9 protein-coding genes are annotated in these 20,477 nt (G+C 62.7%); 6 read left to right on the top strand and 3 right to left on the bottom strand.

Features of this window, described 5'->3' with window-relative positions:
- Positions 1-7: 7 nt before the first annotated feature.
- The 3 genes from RN347_RS10725 to RN347_RS10715 all read right to left on the bottom strand — a co-directional run bounded on the left by RN347_RS10725 (position 8) and on the right by RN347_RS10715 (position 3,664).
- The gene (locus tag RN347_RS10725; RefSeq protein WP_311958219.1) at positions 8-475 is read right to left on the bottom strand and encodes a flavodoxin family protein; all 468 of its coding nucleotides are present in this window, start codon (positions 473-475) and stop codon (positions 8-10) included.
- Positions 476-575: 100 nt separating this feature from the next.
- Complete coding sequence (locus RN347_RS10720; RefSeq protein ID WP_311958218.1) at positions 576-1,910, bottom strand: HlyD family type I secretion periplasmic adaptor subunit; 1,335 nt, start codon at positions 1,908-1,910, stop codon at positions 576-578.
- On the bottom strand, positions 1,907-3,664 hold the full coding sequence (locus tag RN347_RS10715; RefSeq protein ID WP_311958217.1) for a type I secretion system permease/ATPase: 1,758 nt from the start codon (positions 3,662-3,664) through the stop codon (positions 1,907-1,909). Before RN347_RS10715 ends, RN347_RS10720 begins: the two co-directional genes overlap by 4 nt.
- Positions 3,665-4,271: 607 nt before the next feature.
- On the opposite strand from RN347_RS10715, the gene RN347_RS10710 reads away from it, so the two are divergent.
- From RN347_RS10710 to RN347_RS10685, 6 genes are all read left to right on the top strand, one after another.
- Entirely contained in the window at positions 4,272-17,675 is a 13,404-nt protein-coding gene (locus RN347_RS10710; RefSeq protein WP_311958216.1) for a carbohydrate-binding protein, read from the top strand.
- 168 nt (positions 17,676-17,843) lie between these two features.
- Complete coding sequence (locus RN347_RS10705) at positions 17,844-18,233, top strand: thiol-disulfide oxidoreductase DCC family protein (protein ID WP_263586801.1); 390 nt, start codon at positions 17,844-17,846, stop codon at positions 18,231-18,233.
- A 65-nt stretch (positions 18,234-18,298) separates the two neighbouring features.
- Positions 18,299-18,841 (top strand): hypothetical protein, encoded by a 543-nt coding sequence (locus tag RN347_RS10700; protein WP_311958215.1) that lies wholly within the window; start codon positions 18,299-18,301, stop codon positions 18,839-18,841.
- Positions 18,842-18,900: 59 nt separating this feature from the next.
- Entirely contained in the window at positions 18,901-19,374 is a 474-nt protein-coding gene (locus RN347_RS10695) for a YbhB/YbcL family Raf kinase inhibitor-like protein (protein WP_263586803.1), read from the top strand.
- A gap of 66 nt (positions 19,375-19,440) precedes the next feature.
- Positions 19,441-19,779, top strand: coding sequence for a zinc ribbon domain-containing protein YjdM (locus tag RN347_RS10690; protein ID WP_311958214.1), 339 nt, complete (start codon positions 19,441-19,443; stop codon positions 19,777-19,779).
- Between the two features lie 225 nt (positions 19,780-20,004).
- Positions 20,005-20,469 carry an SUF system Fe-S cluster assembly regulator gene (locus tag RN347_RS10685; RefSeq protein WP_263586805.1) on the top strand — a complete coding sequence of 155 codons (465 nt, stop codon included), beginning with the start codon at positions 20,005-20,007 and terminating at the stop codon, positions 20,467-20,469.
- Positions 20,470-20,477 lie beyond the last annotated feature (8 nt).

The following is a 20,477-nucleotide window of genomic DNA, read 5'->3' as shown; positions in this document are numbered from 1 at the left end:
TTTGGGTTTAGACGATGCCCGCTTCCAGGCTCGCCGCCATCGAAAGCCCGAGTTCTCTGCACTGGTCGATGAACACCTCGTCGAAATCGCCCTGGCAGATCAGCGGCGCCTGAACCAGACGCCAGCGAAGACCGGTGGTGATTGCCTCGAGGGCTCGGCGCGTGCCGGTACCGTCGAGCCCGGCCCTGACATAGAAGGCAAACGGAAGGCCCTCGGTATGCTCGATGCATGGATAGTAGCAGCGATCGAACACGTCCTTGGTCAGCCCGGCCATGTAGCCCAGATTTTCCGTCGTGCCGATGACCACCGCGTTGGCGGCGATGATCTCGTCCGGGGTGACGTCGAGCGGGGCGAGCGCGCGCACCTCGATACCTTCGACCGCCTCGTCGCTTGCGCCTTCGATCACGGCGTCGCGCAGCCGGCGCGTGTTGGGAGAGGGCGCATGGCTAATGATCAAAAGCCGTTTGGCACTCATGGTAGCGCTCCTTCATTGATGATGAGCGCTACGCTACACGTTTATACGCCGGCAGTGCCAACTCGAACGGTTCGACGATGCGACGAGGGGCGGCCCGGCATCAGTCTTCGCGCATGGCGCGGGCGAGCATGTCCGTGATCGGTTTGGCGATATAGCTTGCAAAACTGCGATCGCCGGTTTTGAGCATCACTTCGGCAGGCATACCCGCCAGAAGCGTCATGCTCTCGGTCATGTTCTCCTCGCCTTGCGGTGTGACCCGTAAACGCACCTTGTAATAGCGCGCTCGCGTCGCTTCGTCCTCGAAGCTGTCGGCACTGATATGCACGACTTCGCCTTCGATCACGTTGGAGAGACGCTGATTGAAGGCGCTGAAGCGAATTTCCGCCGGCTGTCCATGATAGAGATGGTCGATATCGTGATCCGGCACCCGAGCCTCGACGATGAAGCCGACGTTCGAGGGTACGATATCCATGAGCGCCTCGCCGGGGCGAATGACGCCGCCGGGCGTGTGCACCTGAAGCCCCACCACGGTGCCCGTGACCGGAGCGATCACCTCGGTGCGATCAACGTTGTCCAAAAGCGCGGTCAGGCGCTCCTCGGCGTCTGCTACCTCCGCCTGGGTTTGACGCAGCGCCTCACCGACCTGCTGCTGGAACTCCTGCAGGCGCACCTGTTTTTGCAGCGTGTTTTCACTCATCTGAGAATTGAGCTTGGCCACGTCGGCGGCGTGCTGGGCGTTGACACTTTGATACTCAAGACTTTCGCGCTCGAGCTCGTGCAGGCGCTGACTGCTGATCATGCCTCTTTGAAAGAGCTGGCGATGGTTCGCCGCGTCGTTTTCCAGTGAGCCGATGCGCCGCTGGTTGATCGACTGGGTGTTGGTCAGACCCTGGATCTGTTCGTTCATCTGGGTAACCTGCTCGTCGAGCGAGGCCAGCGTGCTCTCCAGCGATGCGCGCCGTGAATGAAATAGCCGACGCTGCACATCGAGCACATCCTGTACGCGTGGGCTAGTGGATTCGGTCAGCTCGACAGGAAAGTCGAGAGTATCGGCGTCGCTGAGCTCGGCCAGTAGCCGGACTTCCGTGGCCCGGCTGATGAGGTAATTGGCGCGGATGACCTCGAGCTGGGAACGCGCCTGGGTGTCATCGAGTACCATCAGTACATCGCCGGCGCCGACGTGGTCGCCATCCTCGACCAGAATGCGCTCCACGATGCCGCCCTCTAGGTGCTGAACGGTTTTGGTAAAGCTTTCAACGGAGACCGAGCCCGGTGCCACCACAGAGACCGCCAGGTTGGCGAACACCGACCAACTGCCGAAGCCACCGATCGCCACGGCCAGAATGATCACACCCATGCGCCGGTAGCGGGTATCTTCCAGCGGAAGCTCATCGTTGGCGGCGGCGGGGAAGCCCGGGGGTGTTTGTGTGTTCATGGCTGATTCTCCTGTGGATTACGGCCACGGGCGCTAGGGCGTAGCGTGGTCACCGGCTGGGGACGAAGGCCGTCGGCGGTCATGCGCACAGCGGGCTGAACGCGTGCCGGCGGTTTGAGCGAGGCGATGCTGCCATCCCTGAGCACCAGAATTCTGTCGACGCTCTGTAAAAGCCGCGTGCGGTGAGTAATCACCAGCGTCGTCGTGCCTTCCTGGCGCAGACCCACCAGACACTCGGCAAGCGATGCCTCGCCGGCGTCGTCCAGGTTGGCATCGGGCTCGTCCAGCACGATCAGTACCGGTTTACCGTAGAGTGCCCGGGCAAGCCCGATACGCTGGCGCTGGCCTGCCGATAAGGCGTTGCCCCCATGAGAGAGCCAGGTGTCGTAGCCGTTTTCCAGCGCCAGAATCATGTCGTGAACGCCCGCTTTGCGCGCCGCCCTGACCACCGCCTCCGGGTCGACCTCGCCCAAGCGAGCGATGTTCTCCGAAACCGTGCCGTCGAAAAGCTCGATATCCTGGGGCAGGTAGCCCACATGAGGGCCCAGTGCGGCGCGATTCCACTGAGCGATATCCGCGCCGTCCAGACGCACGCAGCCAAGCTGGCTGGGCCAGATACCCAGCACCACCCGGGCCAGCGTCGACTTACCCGCGGCACTCGGTCCGACGATCGCGATCTGCTCGCCGCGCGCCACGGTAAGATCGATGTCGCGAATCGTGGCGAGCTTTTGCCCGGGGGGCGCGGCACTCACGCCTTCGAGCACTAGCCGCCCCTTGGGTGCGGGCAGCGGCATGCGCGGCTGCTCAGCGGGAATGGCCACCAAAAGCTCCTCGAGACGCGCTTTGGCAGTGCGCGCGCCGGCAAAACCTTTCCAGCCATTGATCATTTGATCGATTGGCGCAAGCGCCCGGCCCATCAAAATCGAGCCCGCGATCATCATGCCCGGGGTGATATCGCCGGTCAGCACCAGGTACGCCCCAAGCCCGAGAATCAGCGATTGGAACATCAGCCGCAGCACCTTGGAGGTATTGGTGATCACCCCGGCGCGGTCGCTGGCGCGGGACTGCAGCATCAGGTAGTCGTAGTGGCGCGCGCTCCAGCGCCCCATGATGCCCGGCAGCATCCCCATCGCGTGAAGTACCTCGGCGTTTCTAAGGTTGCTGTTAGCCAGATCCTGGGACATGACGTGCTGACCGTTGGCATCGTTCAACAGCGCCTTGGTGCTGAGCTCGTTGATAATGGCAAGCGTTGCCAGAATGAGCCCTGCGCCGAGAGCGAAGAGCCCGAACCAGGGGTGAAATAGCGCCAGCACGGCGATGTAAACCGGCACCCAGGGGGCATCGAAGAAGGCGAACAGGGCATTGCCCGTCAGAAACTGGCGCAGCGTGGTGAGATCATTGAGCGGCTGGGCGGAGGGTTTTCCCGGGCTCATCAGTGAGCGCTGAAACATCGCGGCGTAGAGCCGACGGCTGAGGCGCACGTCGAGTTTGTTGCCAACCCGCACCAGAATGCGCGAGCGCATGAGCTCAAGCCCCCCCATGACCAGAAAGAAAAATACCGTGACCAGCGTCAGCATGAGCAGGGTCTCGAGACTTCTCGTGGTGATCACCCGGTCGTAGACCTGCAGCATGTAAAGCGGTGGAACGAGCATCAACAGGTTGATGAAAAGGCTGAATATACCCACGTAGATAAAACTTCGTCGGCAGGTGCCGAGCACCTTCGCAAGATCCGAGCCTTCTTTGGGTTTTAGCATGGCACGCTCCAGGGCAGGATTGTCGTTATTATTGGCCGCCCCACCGTGGCGTATGGGTCGGTTCGCTTGAAACATCAAGGCGTTGGTAAGAGGGCTGCAAGATGAACGCAGGGTCATTTTGTTATTGTTATCAGTTTTGCCAGCGTATCAGGATCGCTGTTTTAACCTCGGGCTATTTTTTTCAATTTTCCATTATTTAATTAATAAGAGAGAAGAACAGTAAGTCTTAGGAGCTAATGTTTTCTGTGATCATTAAATTAATAATCAAAAGCTATTATTTTCGTTAATACCGTTTTCTTAAGTTCCCAATGTTTTTCGGATATCGCGGTTTAGTTAGCGTTTTAAGAGAGCTGAATTAACAAGTTTTTATTTTTCCGCTCACGTGAAGCCCGCATGTAGCGTGGGCTCCAGGCTTTCTGATACCCACTTCCGCTTGCTTTTGAAGTCTGATTAAACTCCATGCTAACCACGCGCTGGGCCCGGGAGGTCAGGTGAGGTTGGCAAGTGTCTCTGGCGAAGGACATCGTCGTTTCATACTTATAAAAATGCTCCGATGTCCGCTGCGCTTTAAAGGCTCTTGATAATTCCAATAAAAATGGGGTGGGCCATGTACTTAGTATCGCTTTTAGATAATCAATCCCAAGCGTTATCAAGCCTCTCGGGAACAGAAAAAAAGTGGGAGGGAACGATATTTGCGAACAGCAAACTTCATATCGATACCCAACACACTGCCTGGGACGATGCCATTCATACGCTGCGCCTGTATTGGCAGGACGCAAACAACCAAACCAGGGTGCTCGAAAGTCTCGAACACCCGTTCGTTTTCGAGTCACTACCTGCCCCACCTGCGGGCCCTTTAAGCCTGAGACTCGAGGCGCTGGACGAGCAGCGCAGGTTGCTCCCCGACTCGCTCTACACGCTCAACCTGACCGTTACAGACGATAGCAGCGCACAAGCGCCTGTCGCACCCCAAACGCACGATGCCTTCGCTGTACAAGCCTTGATGATCGACCCCGAGACCTCGATGGAGCCTGACGCCATGATCAACGCAGCCGCCGTATCCGGTTTTACTCCCATTCGTATCCAGGCCGAAAACCAGGAGGTGTCCAGCGGTGCCTACGCGACGCTGACCGGTCCTGGTATCAACGTGGTTTCCGGGCCGGACGTACCCAACGCGGTCAACGCCGACGGCCAGGCCTACGTCGATTACGGCGATGGCGTAGCTGGCGGCGAAACGCTGACGTTCATCTTCAGCGTCGAGCAGGATGGGGAGTACGACCTGGCGCTGGGCTACGCGCTGAGCCAGAATGCCGATGGCAGCGAGCGCAACCGCCCGCTGCGTCTGGACGTCAACGGCGAGCTCGTCGATCGCATGTTCGATCTACCGAGCACCACCTTGACCTCTGAGCCAACGGATTTCAGCGACTTTGGTGAGCGCACCGTGCGCGTGCAGCTCAAGGCCGGTGAAAACAGCGTTAGCTTCACCTCCAACGGCGCCAGCGGCCCCAATCTCGACTTTCTGGAGGTGCGCGCACCCAACCCGGATGTCTACGTCGTGCAGGCCGAGGACATGGTGGTGTCACCCAGCGCCGATGTAAAAAACAGCGCCACCAACCGCGCGACCACGGTCGACAACATCGCAAGCTTCACCACGGGTAGCGAAACCTTCCGGGTCGGCGCCGAAGGGGCAGGCTATCTGGATTGGGCGCTTGGCAACGCCGACGCTTATGGTGAGTTCACGCTGGATGTCGCCACGGCCGGCACCTACAACGTCACGATCACCTACGCGACGAGTTCTTCACGCCCGCTCAATCTGGGCCTTGTCGAGGGTGGGGCGGTCAGCCCGTTGGGCACGTTCGCCTTCGCGCCGACCAACGCGCCGGCTTACTACCCGGACGACGTGTCCGATGTGCCGCAAGCCAACCGCCCGGCTAACCTCGCCGCCAGCCAGTGGGAGGGGTGGTCGACGGAAACGCTCGAGATTACGCTTGCCGCCGGCAGCAATACGCTGCGCCTTGGCGGTGCCGCCAACGGGCCCAACATCGACAAGGTTGAACTCATGCTGATTGCGCCGGCGGTCGTCGACCCCGAAACGCCGGCTAACCCGGTCATCGAGCCGGTCGTCATTCAGGCCGAGGAGGCCACCCTTGGCGCCACCAACGGCGCGGCGACGCTGGTGCGCGATACCAATAACCCCGAAAGCGGCACGACGTTTTCAGGCCTGCGCCCGGACTACTCCGGCACTGGCTACGTCGATTACGGCAGCCAGCCGGGCGACAGCCTGACCTTCATCGTCAACGTTCTTGAGGCCGGCGAGTACGATCTGAATTTTCGCTACGCCAGCAACGGCAATCGGCCCATGGCACTTTCCGTTAACGGAGAGGCGCTGGGCAATCAGCCCTTCGTCACCACCGACCCCAACGCCACCAACCTTGCGCCGGAAGGCTTCGACGTGTGGGGCTATCAGAGCCTGACCACCGCGCTCACCGCCGGTGAAAACATCATCGTGCTGAGCATTCCTGCGGGCGCCTCCAGCGGCCCGAACCTCGACCGGCTCGAGGTCACCACTGCCGGCAGCGGCCCGGTCGGCGACGTCAGCGCCGACGCCGACGCCACAACGCTTGATTTCAGCGCCGATACGCTCGTCATCGACACGGCCGAGGCCGCCACCGCCGGCTTCAGCGTGACCGGGCTCGACGACGATGTGACCTTCGTTGGCGTCAGCTTCGACGATGGTGTAAGCGTCGAAGAGGTCACCCCGGACGAAAGCGGCCGCTTTTTGCTTGATCTGTCACGCTTCGAGGAGGGCGCACTTTCCGCAACGCTTCTGGTGCGCGACGCCTTCGGCAACCGCGCCGAGCGTACTCTCGCGCTGACCCTCGAAACCGTGGAGGAGGAGCCGGCGCCTGCCGCGCTCGATGTGCTTTTCGGTGATGCCACCATCAGCGCCTACAACGACGCCCAGGACAATCCGGCAAGCGGCACGGGGGCGACGGTATCCAATGAAGGCGCAACGCTCACGCTGACGGATAACGTCTGGAAGCGGGCAGGGCTTGGCGAGAGCTACATTATCACCGACCAGTCCAGGCTGACCCTGGAAATCGCGATTTCCGAGTCGCCGGTGCCGGAGATCGTCGCGGTTGGCTTTGACAACGATGCCAACCCCTTCAACGGCGGCAACAGCGTCTACCAGCTGGGGGGCACCCAGTCCCAGGGCGGCTTCGTCGACCTGCGTGGCCAGGGCGTGGATACCGGTAACGGCACGCTGCGTTTCACCATCGACCTGGGCAACAACGCCGGCACCACGATCGACTCGCTGGTGTTCATCAACGACGACGATATCGGCGCCAAGGGCAGCACTCGCTTCAGCGATGTGCGCCTTTTTGACGCCGCCGAGGCCGACACCAACAGCGCCCCGCGCGTGGTGGGCGGCGGTATCGCCGATCTGAGCCTGGAGGAAGGTGCGACGCTCGAGATGGATCTGCCCTTCGTCGACGACGACGGCGATGCGCTCAGCTACCGCTTCGATGTCGTCGACAGCAGCGGCCAGCCGGTCACCGTGGCCGGTTTGAGCATCGTCGAGCAGACCCTGGTCGGAAGCCTCGATGGCCTGACGCCGGGCACCTATACCGTGTCGATCACCGCCGACGATGGCGCCGCCACGACGTCGACGGATTTCGCACTCACCATCGAAAACGTCAACCAGGCGCCGGTCGCCACACCCGCGGCGCTCGAGCCCTACTTCGGCGAAGTGGGGGAGAGCTTCACCGCGATAGCGCTTGATGATCTGGCCGCGCTCTTTAGCGACCCGGATGGCGACAGCCTGACGCTGAGTGCCGAGAACCTGCCCGACGGACTCGAGGTGGTCAACGGCGTCATCCAGGGCACTCCGACCATAAGCGGCGCCTTCGACATCGTCATCCGCGCTACCGACCCGGCGGGGCTCTCTGCCACTCAAACGCTGAGCTTTTTGATCGAAGGGGTCGAGGTCGGCGGGGCGGTCACCATCGAGGCGGAGAATTTCACCGATCTCGAGGCGTCCAATCTGATCGTCACCGGTAACGCCAGCGCCTCCAACGAGCAGCTGATTCGCCTGACCAGCAACGCCCCGGCCACTATCGGTACCGATCTTGCCGCCGGCGGGATAGAACCTGGCTGGTACGTGGCGAAACTTTACGTGTTCGATGAAAACGACGGCGAAGGCTCGCTGACGCTCACCATTGGCGACACCGTACTGCAGGCGCGCAACGTTCAAAGCAACAGCCTGAGCGACAACGTGTTGCTAAGTGACGCCTTCGGCACGCTGGTGGGAGTGGGCGCCCGCGGCAACGCCGGCCAGAGCGGTAACCGCAAGGAGATCGTGTTCGAAACGCCGTTTGAAGTGACTGCCGGCGATATCGCAAGCCTTGCGCTTCGCGGCGCCGGCGGTGAGCTGATGCGCATCGACTCGCTGGTGTTCGAGCGTATCGACGCTCCGGTCAACGCTGCACCCACGCTGGAAGGCCTCGCGGCGAACGTTGCTATCGACGAAAACAGTACGCTGATAGCCAACCTGGCGTTGGCAGACGCCGAAGGCGACGCGCTGTCGGTTCAGCTATCCGGCAGTGACGCGGCGCTTTTCCGCTTCGATGCGGCGACCGGGGCGCTATCGTTCATCAACGCGCCGGATGCGGAACTTCCCGCTGACACCAACGAGGACGGCGTTTACGAGCTGACCGTCACGGTATCCGATGGGCAAACGAGCGTCTCGCAGAGCACGCTGATCACGGTCAACGATATCGACGAAGGCGGCGGCGGTGAAACGCCGGTGGTCGAACCCTTCACGATCCAGGCCGAGACGGCGGTGGTCACTGATGTGGGCGGCACCGCCCAGGGCGCGGTCACCCGGGTGGTCGATGCCGCCAACCCGGACGACTTCGGCACCTACCGCGAAGGCGCGGTGGGCGGGGCGTACCTGGACTTCGGTACCGACGCCGGCGACCGGATCACCTTCAACATCGACGCGCCAGCAGCGGGCACCTACACGGCAACAATCCGCTACGCCAACGGCGGTACCGCCCCACGACCGCTGGATCTGGCCGTCAACGGCGCCGCCAGGCCACAGCTGGCATTTGCCAATGCCCCCAACGACGGCGTCAACGACCCCTGGGATGCGTGGCTCGAGCAGACCGTCGAGATCACGCTTGAGGCCGGCGCCAATACGCTGTCGTTGACCATTCCTGCCGCGGCAAACGGCGGTGTGGCCAACGGTCCCAATATCGACCAGATCACGTTTGCCCTGTCGGAAGAGGGCGAAACGCCGACGCCGCCGCCTTTCGAATTCACCATCGAAGGCGAGGCGCTGGCCATCGATGACCCGAGCAACGTGGGGACGACCCTGGATACCCAGGTGCGCAACGCCGCCAACCCGGAAACCAATGCCGACGCCGGCGCCGATGGCCTGTGGGACGGCTTTACCGGCAGTGGCTACCTGGACATGGGGAGCAATATCGGCGACGCCGCCTCCTTTAGCGTCGTCGTCGACCAGGCGGGGACCTATCAGCTCACGGTGCGCTACGCTAACGCCGGCACCAGCGGCGTCGACCGGCCGATGGACGTGCTGGTGGGCGGTGCCTCCCAGGGCAGTCTTGCCTTCGCCTCGACCGGCGTGGGCGCCACCGACTGGCAGAACTGGACCGAGACCACGCTCGACGTCGAACTCGTCGCGGGCAGCAACACCATACGCCTGGCCAACCTGACCAACGCCGGTCCCAATATCGACCGGCTGAGCATCACCCGGGAAGGCGTCGAGCCACCGGTCGTCGTCGAACCCGGCGAGCGCTTTGCCGTCAAGATCAACTTCCAGCCGGAAGGGGTGGCGATTCCTGAAGGCTATATCGCCGATGTCGGAAAGGGCTTTGGCACTCAGTCGGTGACCGTCGATGGCCAGGTGTATCGCTACGGCTGGGTCACCGAGGCGTCGATTTACGACGGTGAGGCCGGCACCACGCCGCTGGATATTTCGAGTTTGACCAGCGTGGCGGTCAACGACCGCACCGACGACATCGCCGGGCTCGACCCACGCCTGGGGACCTACGCCCACTTCGACCAGCCCGGAAGCGCCTACGTGCGTGCCGGTTGGGAGATCGAGCTCGAAGATGGCTACTACGAGGTGACCATCTCGATCGGCGACACGTCCGGGCCTTATGATAGCCGCAACGTGCTCAACGCCGAGGGCGAGCTGTTCAACACGCCGTTCACGCCGTTCCGCCCTGCGGACTTCCCGGCGGATACCAACCCGGCCAACGACACCCAGGGCGTGCGCTCGGATCTGGTCACCCGCATCGTTCAGGTGTCTGATGGTCGTTTGACGCTGGACTCGCTGGGTCTCGATAACGAAAACACCGAGATCCAGTACATCGAGATCCAAGCGCTGCCGGATCTCACGCCGAACGACGACCGCCCGGCCTTCGAGGACTACGCCTTTTTCACCGACGCCCGTGCCATCGCCGGCGTGGGGGAGAACGAAGTCGAGGTCAATCTCGAGCCCGACGATAGCGCCGTGGCGACCGGCGTCGACCCGTCGTCCGATATTTTCGTCGGTATCTCGGTGGTCGATGGCCGCGGCGGCGCGCTGCTCGAAAGTCTCACCGACGGCTCGGTGAAACTGTTCGAAACCGTCAGCGGCCAAGAGGTCGCCTTCAACGTCAACACCACCGGCGGCTTCGACTCGCTGACCATTTCGCCGAGTCAGATGCTCAAGCCGTTCACCAGCTACACCCTGGTGATCGACGGCTTCCAGGACCGCGGCGCCAACGACGATCTCACAGCGCCCACCCGCGAGTTCCAGAAGTACACCAACACTTTCGTCACCGGCGCCGAGCCGGAAGTGGTGGCGCGTGACGTGGCCTTCAACGATGTGATCGAGCTTGACGGCGCTGCCGATGGCGCCTTCGGCTTTACCTCGCTCGAGATCACCGCCGACGGCTCGACCATGTACATCGCAACCATCGGCGGGCAGATTCTGCGTTATGATATCGACCCTGCGACCGGCTCGCTCGGCAACCGTCAGGAGCTTTCGCTTCCCGGCGACTACTTCTTCGAGGCGGGCGCGGAGAGCGGCAACGACCGGCGCGGCATCATCGGTCTGGTGGTCGACCCCACTGATCCAAACGTGCTCTGGATCACCGACAACTATCCGATTCCGCTCAACGGCCGCGACAACGGCGTGCCGGAGTTCAGCGGGCGGATCACCAGGATCACTCTCGACGACAACGGCGGCTTCTCCGGCACCGCCGAGCCCTACATCACCGGGCTTCCGCGCTCCAACGGTGACCACGTCACCAACAGCCTCGAGTTCCGCGCCAATCCGGAATACGACGCTACCGCCAACCCGGACGTGCCGACGCACCTTTTGTATCTCATCCAGGGCTCCAACTCGGCGATGGGCGAGCCGGACAGCGCCTGGGGTAACCGCCCCGAGCGGTTGCTCAACGCCGCGGTCATGGAGATCGACCCGACCCGCGATGCGCCGCCCGGAGGCTTCGATGTCTCCACCGAACCAGTGCCGAACAACGGCCAGAACACCCGCTACAACGACCCGGATGGCCATCCCAAGGATGACCCGATTCCGATGGGCAACGGCGAGTTTCTGGTCTTTGACGAGCGCGGCGTGGCCACGGTGCAAAACGCCGATGGCAACGTGCTGCAAAGCTACTACGACCCCTTCGCCGAGGACGCGGTGCTGACGATCTTCGCTACCGGCGCGCGTAACGCTTACGATCTGGTCTGGCACTCCAACGGCTTCTTGTACGTGCCGACCAACGGCTCGGCGGCGGGCGGCAACGTCCCCGATGACCCGTCGACCCCGGTCAACGAGCGCTACACCAACGTCGAGAAGCAGGACGACTACCTGTTCAAGGTGGTCGAGGGCGGTTACTACGGTCACCCCAATCCGCTGCGCGACGAGTACATCATGAACGGCGGCAACCCGACCGGCGGCGTCGACCCCCATCAGGTGGACCGCTACCCGGTCGGCACCAATCCGGAGGGCACCTACGACATCGGGGGGGTCTATTCACTCGGTGAGAACCGCTCGCCCAATGGCGCTGTGGAGTACAAGAGTGGCGTGTTCGGCGGCAACCTGCAGGGCAACGTGCTGTTCACCGAGTACTCCGGCGGCGACGACGTGCGCAGCATAACCCTCGATGCCAACGGCAATGTGATCGGTGACGACGTGCTGCGCGACCCCCAGGGCAACGTCATTAGCTATGTCGACCCGCTCGACATCATCGAGAACCCGATCACCGGCCAGCTCTATATCCTGACGCTGAACCGCGCCAACGGGCAGAGCCAGATCATCCGCCTCGACCCGGCCCCCGGCGGCGTCATCGATCCGGTCGATCCCGTCGATCCGGTGCCCGGCGAGCTCGAATCACTGCTGGTGATCCAGGCCGAGGATAGAACGCCGGAGGACGCTACCGCGGTGACTGTCGCCACCGGCGCCGGCGCCCAGATTCAGATCCGGGACGCCATCAATCCCGAAACCACCGAAGGCTTGCCCAACGGCCTGCGCCCCGGCTCCTTTGGTATCGACGGCAACACCAACGATAACGACGGAGTGCTCGGCGGCTACGCGGACTTCGGCTCCACCAACGTGGACTTTTTGACCTTTACCTTCGATCTCGATACTGCGGACGCCGGCGAGTCAGTGCTGCGGCTTCGCTACGCCAACGGCGGCACCACCGACCGGCCGCTGGAGGTGTTCGTCAATAACGTGAGCGTTGGCGTGTTCGACTTCAGCCCACCGGCGACGCTGACCGGCGACGCAGCCTGGGCGGAATGGCTCACCGAGGACGTGGCGGCCACGCTCGTCAGCGGTCAGAACACCGTGCGGCTGCAAGCCGTGGCCAATACCGGGCCCAATATCGACCAGCTCGAGATTCTGCGCGTGGTCGGCGGCGATAACCCCGCAGGCTTTACCGACTACGAAGCCGAGAACGCCGTGCTCGACGGCGCGGTGGTGGTGCCCGAAAGCGCCGATGACCGCAACGCCTCCGGCACGGGCTACGTCGATTTCGACGGCACCAGCGATCAGAGCATTACCTGGACGGTGAATGTCGATACCACCGGTAACTATGACGTGGGCTTTCGTTACGCGCTGGCGGCCACCAAGGCCGATCGGCCGCTGTCGCTCACCGTCAATGGCGTCGATCTGGGGCTGGTCAATTTCGCTGGTCAAAGTAACGCCGCAGAAAACGACTGGTTTTTCCAGAACGTGCTGATCAATCTGCAGGCGGGCAGCAACACCGTAAGCGTCACCGCCCCGGGCGCCAACGGCCCCAACATCGACTTTTTGCGGGTGTTCGATGCGCCGGCGGATACCTTCATGCCGGTGTACGCCGATGTGTCGAGCGGCGCGCGTATCGAACTCGAAAGCGGTGATAGCGCCCGTACCATCAACGACCTGACCGCGGATTTCTACTTCAACGTGGATGCCGACGGTCTCTACCGGCTCGACCTGGCGGCCAACGCCGGCGCCGACAACGGCCAGGGGCTGACGCTGACGCTCAACGGTCGACCGGTGGAGGTACTGAGCTACCCGGGCGTGGGCGATGCCGGCGAGCAGGGCACCTACGTGGCGCTGAAAGCGGGCGTCGACTACAACCTGCGCGTGGTCTCCAGCGCCAACGGGGCGAGTGATCTGGACTATCTCGACGTGGCCCCGGTAGCGGTCAACGAAAGCGCCGATCTGGTCATTGAAAGCGGCGACGCGGCCTACTTCTCCGATCGGCTGCACTTCAACTATCTGGAGAACAACAGCGCCTCGAACCCGAACCGCGACTTCAAGGAGAGCGCAACGGTCACGCTCTCCAACACCGGCAGCGAGGATCTGGTGATTCTCGATGCCGATATCGATGGCCCCTTCGTGCTCGCCGACCCGGACGCTTTCGAAGGACTGACGCTGGCTGCCGGCCAGTCGCTCGACATTGCCGTGCTGTTCGATCGGGCAAGCTACACGCCGCCCACCAACGATGCCGGCGACGGCGTGTTCGAAGGGCGCATCCGCCTGATCACCAACGACGCCGAGACGCCGGTCGCCGAAATCCACATGGCCGGCTTTTGGCAGGCCCGCGATGAAGGCGGCTGGGAACCCAACGTCAACGAGGTGTGGGAGGTGTTCGGCTTCGGTAACCGGATCGAGGGCCTGACCACCGTCGGCGGCGGCGAGAACTCGGTGCTCAACGACTTCGACCTTTACCGCCCGGTCAACGACGACGAAGTGCTGTCACGCTACTGGTCGCTGGCCGATGGCGTAAGCCAAGCGAAGATCACCCAGCTGGCCGCCTACCACGGCGACGGCGGGGCGACGATCGGTATTCACAACCCCGGCAACAAGAATCAGGACATCATCTTCAGCAACCACGCCGGTAACAACAACCAGAGCCTCTTGCCGATCAAGAGCAACGGCGACTTTGCCACGGCCACGTTCACCCGCGCCGATATCCCTGGCGGCTGGACCGGGCAGGGTCTCTTCGGCATCGAGGTGGCGAATCTCTCCACCGACCCGGCGCTCAATCCACAAGGCGGCGGCACGCCGCCGGCGGATGCAGCGGGCATCGAGCGCGGCTACACCGTGCGCATGTTCCGCGCGCTCGACGGTGAAGGCAACGTGATTCCCAATACCTACCTGGGCGTCATGGACTACACCGGCATCAACTATGACTACAACGACAACATGTTCGTGATCGAAGGGGTCTCGCCGGTGACCGGCGGTCAGCTCACGGTGATCAACAACGACGGCGTGCCCTCCAATGACCGGCTGGTGATGTCGCGCATCGAAAACCCGGCCAACGCCGCCCAGGTGGTCCACGACGAAGTCACGATGACGCTGCGCAACGATGGCATCGAGGTGCTCGATATCGATGCCATCGCGGTCAGCGATACGACTCTGTTCGAGCTTACCCAGCCGTTTACGGCAGTGAGTTTGCAGCCGGGCGAGTCGGTCGACGTGACGGTGCGCTTCATCGCCGACGACCCGGACGATGCAAGCCTCTATGAGGCGAGCCTTGTGATCAGCTCGAGCGACGCCGACTCGGCGCAGAAGACGATCGCCCTGGCGGGCCTGGCCCAGAACCGCTCCGAAAGCGGGCAGGAGCCGCTGGTTCAGGAGATCGTCAACGCCTTTGGCTACTCGACCAACGTGGCGGAGGGCATCATGAACCGCGGCGGGCTGGTGGAAGCCAACGGCGACGAGATTCTCTCGCCCTACTTCCAGCGCGCCGAGGCGGGTGCGCCGGTCAAGATCACCCAGCTTGCGGCCTACCACACCCAGGGGGACGTGGCGCGACTGTTCATCCACGATGTGGATAGCCGCGACCGCGACGAAATTCTGGCCCACGACGGCGCCGACGGGCAGACGCTTCTGCCGCGCACCCTGGGCGGAAACGGTTTGACCGCCACGACGCTCGATCGCGACGCGCCGTTTGGCTTCTTTGCCGAGATCTCCGGTCGCCAGGGCTACATCTCCTGGTCGGACCCGGACGCCAACCTCTACGAGGACACCATCGACGCCATCGGTAATCCCGGTACCAACCTCAACTGGGACCAGAACGACGGCCACCTGATTCGGGTGTATATCGCCAGGGACGCCGCGGGTAACGTGATCCCGAACACCTACATCGTCATCCAGGACTACGCGGGGGTGAACTACGACTACAACGACAATATCTTCCTGGTCGAAAACGTCGCCACCTACGACCCCACCGGGGCGGAAGACGCCGACGGCAACGGCCGGGTGGATCTCTACGATGACGACGATAACGACGGTGTACCGAACTTCCTCGAGGCGCCGGCGCCGGTCGAACAAAGTGCCTATAACGCCACGGAAATGCCCTGGGCGGTGGGCAGCGACGGCCTGACGCTGGCGGCGAAGTTCTATGATAACGGCGGCCAGGGGGTGGCCTACAACGACACCACCGCCGCGCACCAGGGCGCTGCGTTTCGTGCCAATGAAGCGGTGGACATCTCCAACGGCAGCGAGGCGATCGGCTATGTCGCCAACGGCGAGTGGGTCGAGTACACCCTGAACGTCGAAACCGCCGGCACCTATACGCTGAATTTCTCGACCTCGGCGACCAGCACCGGCAAGAGCATCACCGCCGCTTTCGAGCAAAACGGCGGCTTCTATACCCCGGCCCAGACCCAGAGCCTGCCCAACACCGGCAGCTTCGGTAACTTCCAGACCGTGGGGCCGCTGACCTTCGAGCTCGAAGAGGGCGAGCAGGTTCTCAGGCTCACCTTCAACGGCGGTCAGCTCGATTTAGCCTCCTTCACGCTGGACTTCGAGGCCCCGGCAATCGAGGATCAAAGCGCCTTCAATGCGACTCAAACGCCGTGGGCGGTGGGGGATGAGGGGCTCAGCCTTGAAGCGCGGCTTTATGACAACGGCGGCCAGGGCGTGGCTTACAACGATACCACCGTCGAGCATTTCGGCAGTACCTTCCGCAGTGACGAAGGGGTGGACATCTCCACGCCTTCACAGGCTATCGGCTTCATCGAGAACGGCGAGTGGGTCGAGTACACCATCAACGTCAGCGAAAGCGGCGTGTATGAGCTGGACTTCCTCACCTCGCTGGGCGCCACCGGCGGCGCGGCGCGCTCGATTACCGCAAGCTTCGCCAAGGGGGATGCCCCCTACGTGACGACCTCCCCGGTGGGCGTGGCGTCGACCGGCAGCTGGACCAGCTTCACCCGCACCGACACCACCCAGGTGGCGCTCGAGGCCGGCGAGCAGGTAATGCGGCTAACCTTCAACGGCGGCTCGATGGATCTGGCCTCCTTCGATCTGACGCGCGTCGAGTCACCGGTGGAGCCGCCGGTCGAACCTCCGGTGGATGACGGCCAGCGCGCCTTTACAGAGGACGGCGATCCCTGGCAGGTCGGCAGCCGGTTCACGCTGGACGCGGTGAATTACGATGAAGGGGGACAGGACGTGGCCTACAACGACGCCGAGGCCGACCAGATCGGCAGCGATTTCCGCCCCGGGGATGGCGTGGATATCGTGGGTGACGGCGACGCGATCGGCTGGGTGGACGAAGGCGAGTGGGTCGAATACACCCTCGATATTCAGCAGGCCGGCGTCTATGACTTGTCGTTTTTGTCGGCGCTGGGTGATGGCAGCGGCCCGCAGCGCAGCATTACCGCGACCTTCACCCAGGGCGAGGGTGCGCCTTACGTCACAAGCGAGGCGGTCGTGGTGTCACCCACCGGCGGTTGGGGCAACTTCCAGCGCACCGAGCTTTCCCAGGTGGCACTCGAGGCCGGCGAGCAGGTGCTTAGGCTGACCTTCAACGGCGGCTCCCAGGATTTGGCGTCGTTCACTCTGGCGCGCGACGGCCAACAAGCCTTTAACGCCGGCGGCGTGCCCTGGGCCGTAGATGCCGATGAGGGCCTCACGCTCAATGCGGTGGACTACGATGAGGGCGGGCAGGGCATCTCCTACAACGACGCCGACGATTTCCAGATCGGCACCGACTATCGTCCTGGCGATGGTGTGGATATTGTCGGCGACGGCGAAGCGGTGGGCTGGGTAGACGAAGGCGAGTGGCTGGAGTACACCATCAACGTCGAGCAGGCCGGCACTCATACGCTATCGTTTGTGACCGCCAGCCCTAACGGTGGGCGTACGATCACCGCGGCGGTGGAGCAAAACGGCGGCTTCTACGAGCAGGCAACGGCCGCGGTGCCCAACTCCGGCAACTGGGGCGTGTACGTCGAAGGGCCGACGCTCACGCTCGATCTGGCCGAAGGGGTTCAGGTGCTACGTGTGACCTTCAACGGTGGCTCGATGGATCTGGCCTCGTTCCAGATCACCCGCGACGCCGGGCAGGACGCGCAGGCCTTCAGTACCACCAGAACGATGGCGTTCGACCCCGAGGCCGAGGCGATGGGCTTCCCGATGGATGACGTGGTGGCGTTCAGCAGCGACGTCAGCCTCGGCGGTTTGCAGGAACAGGGGGAGTGGAGTTGATCGCTCGATAGTCCTCACCAACGCGCCGGGTAATGCGCCCGGCGGCTCGACCCTCGAGCCCGCGCTTTTCCCAAAGCGCGGGCTTTTTTATCGATGTTCATCGCCCACTGCGGCTTGCGTTGTCCCCGGGCAGTGCCACACTGAAGTCTCGAAAGGGAGCGACTGCCCATGAATCACCCTGATATCTCCAAACGCGATAATCTGCGGGTCTTTTACGACGGCCAGTGCCCGAGCTGTCGCAAGGACCGGCGAATTTTCGAACGCTTGGCCGGGCGGCGAGGCGACGATATCGCGTGGTGCGACGTCACCGAGTACGAGCAGACGCTCAACGCGCGTGGCATTGCACGCGACACCGCGCTGCGCTCGCTGCACATCGAGCTTGAAAACGGCCGTATCATCGAAGGGATCGACGCCTACCGGCTGTTGATGAAGCGTATTCCCTGGCTCGTGCCGGGGGCGTATATTATCGGCCTGCCCGGCATCAAGCAGGGGCTTCGCCGCTACTACGACCACTGGGTCGAAAAGCGCCTCAAGCGCCAGGGGCGCTGGTCATCATGATCGGCGGCCTTCACCCAATCGCTACGCCTTGACATGAGAGAAGGGCCTGAGAAAACGTGATGAACATGGGAAAACGCGCACGTGCCGTACTGGCGCTCGCCGTCGCCGCTTTATTGGCCGGCTGCGCAGGCCGCACGCCACCGCCGGCCACGCCGGCAACAGCGCCAGAAACGCCGCAAAGCACCAGCACGGGCTACACGACGATGCCTCGCTACGGCATGACCGATATCTACTGGGAGCCGCCGCTGGCCACCAGCCCCGAAGAGCGGGCGGCCTACTTCGTTAGCCGACTGTCGGATCCGCGCTTTGTCGCGCCGGGCAGCCACGGGCCCCGCTATGTCGCCGCCGAGAAGCTAGGCGAGATCGGTCTGCCGGCGGTGCCGCTGTTGCTGGCCCGTCTCGATACTCGAGACGATTTTGAGCTGATGCTCGCGCTTTACGCGCTGGAGCTCGCCACCCAGGACCCGCTCTTGATGGCCAGAACCCGGGGCGACGTCATTACCCTCACGGGGGCGCTCGACCCCAACACCAACGCCGACAACGTGGCCACGGCTCGCCAGTGGCAGCAGCAGCACGCCGATGCGCTGGCGCTGCCCGCCACGTACTAACGCACTAAAACCGCGGGACGGCGCCCGCTTACATGGACGACACTTGAAGGAGCTTTCACATGGCCTTTGCGCTATCCACGATGCAAGTCACCAGCCCCGCTTTTTCTGATCACCAGCCGATACCCGCCCAGTACACCGGCGAGGGCGACGATGTCTCGCCGGCGCTTGCCTGGCAGGGCGCCCCGGAAGGCACGAAAGGCTTTGCAGTGATTTGCCATGACCCGGACGCGCCGCTGGTCAAAAACGGCGGCTACGGTTTCGTTCACTGGCTTTTATACAACCTGCCAGGCGATTTGTCCGAGCTTCCAGAGAGCGCTACCACCGGCACCGCCGGCAATAACGATTTCGACAAACCCGGCTACGCCGGCCCCATGCCGCCGGAAAATCATGGTAAACACCTCTATTACTTTTGGGTGCTGGCGCTGGATCAACAGACCTCGCTACCCGAGGGGCTGACGCTGTCGGAACTGCTCACCGAAATCGAGCCGCATCTTCTCGGTATGAACCGCCTGGTCGGTACCTACCAGCGCTAAGTGCTGGTGTGACGGGCGCAATGTGTGTAGGCTCCCTCGCTTTGTTTTCCCGCGATGGAGCCTTCGATGAGCGAGCTGCCCAACTGTCCCGCCTGCCATTCCGCCTATACCTACGATGACGGCCTGCAGTACGTCTGCCCGGAGTGCGGTAACGAGTGGTCCAAAACCGGTGAGGCTGAGGTACAGACTGAAAGCGTGGTACGCGACGCCAACGGCAACCCGCTCGTCGATGGCGATACCGTTACGGTCATCAAGGATTTGAAGGTCAAGGGGAGCTCCTCGGTGGTCAAGGTCGGCACCCGGGTCAAGAACATCCGCCTGGTCGACGGCGATCATGACATCGACTGCAAGGTCGACGGGATCGGCCCGATGAAGCTCAAGTCGCAGTTCGTCAAAAAAGCCTGACGTAATCGATACGGGGCCCGCCATTTGGCGGGCCTTTTTGCGTCGGTTCAATAGTACTTATAATAGTACTTACAAATGAGAATGATTGGCTTTTATGATTGGATTGGCGGCGAACGTGCACGAAAACGCCGCTTTTCGTTGAATAGGGGAGTCCGGGGCTTCACATCAATTTCATACAGGACTAAAATGGTCCTCAATCGAAAGCGACCCCCATCGGGAGCCTCAATGCTAAAGCTTTCTCGGCTGACAGATTACGCAGCGGTGGTGATGGCCCAAATTGCCCGCCATCCGGAAACGCCGCACGCGGCGGCGGACCTGGCCGGCACCGTCAACCTGCCTCACCCCACGGTGAGCAAAACGCTCAAGATGCTGGCGAAGGCGGGGCTTTTGACGTCCCAGCGCGGCGCTCAGGGCGGCTACCGGCTTGCGCGCCCCGCCTCCCAAATTACCGCGGCGGACATCATTGCCGCCATCGAAGGGCCGGTGGCGATGACCGAGTGCAGTCACGCCGAAGGCGAGTGCGAGCTTGCGGGCAGCTGTGGCGTCTCCGACAACTGGCAGCGGGTGTCGATTGCGCTGCGCACGCTCCTCGAGAGCGTCACGCTTTCGCATCTGGCGGATACCTCACCGATCAAACTGCCTATTGCGCTACCTATTCAAACGATCAGCCTGTCGGCGGTGTCTGCTTAAGACACGCA

The organism is Halomonas sp. PAMB 3264 (assembly GCF_031954245.1).
GTDB lineage: Bacteria > Pseudomonadota > Gammaproteobacteria > Pseudomonadales > Halomonadaceae > Vreelandella.
This window is presented reverse-complemented; position numbering and strand designations above follow the sequence as displayed.

Excerpts from the sequence above, each read along its gene's own strand:
- RN347_RS10725 (WP_311958219.1), bottom strand. The coding sequence starts at position 475 with ATGAGTGCCAAACGGCTTTTGATCATTAGCCATGCGCCCTCTCCCAAC.
- RN347_RS10720 (WP_311958218.1), bottom strand. The coding sequence starts at position 1,910 with ATGAACACACAAACACCCCCGGGCTTCCCCGCCGCCGCCAACGATGAG.
- RN347_RS10715 (WP_311958217.1), bottom strand. The coding sequence starts at position 3,664 with ATGCTAAAACCCAAAGAAGGCTCGGATCTTGCGAAGGTGCTCGGCACC.
- RN347_RS10710 (WP_311958216.1), top strand. The coding sequence starts at position 4,272 with ATGTACTTAGTATCGCTTTTAGATAATCAATCCCAAGCGTTATCAAGC.
- RN347_RS10705 (WP_263586801.1), top strand. The coding sequence starts at position 17,844 with ATGAATCACCCTGATATCTCCAAACGCGATAATCTGCGGGTCTTTTAC.
- RN347_RS10700 (WP_311958215.1), top strand. The coding sequence starts at position 18,299 with ATGGGAAAACGCGCACGTGCCGTACTGGCGCTCGCCGTCGCCGCTTTA.
- RN347_RS10695 (WP_263586803.1), top strand. The coding sequence starts at position 18,901 with ATGGCCTTTGCGCTATCCACGATGCAAGTCACCAGCCCCGCTTTTTCT.
- RN347_RS10690 (WP_311958214.1), top strand. The coding sequence starts at position 19,441 with ATGAGCGAGCTGCCCAACTGTCCCGCCTGCCATTCCGCCTATACCTAC.
- RN347_RS10685 (WP_263586805.1), top strand. The coding sequence starts at position 20,005 with ATGCTAAAGCTTTCTCGGCTGACAGATTACGCAGCGGTGGTGATGGCC.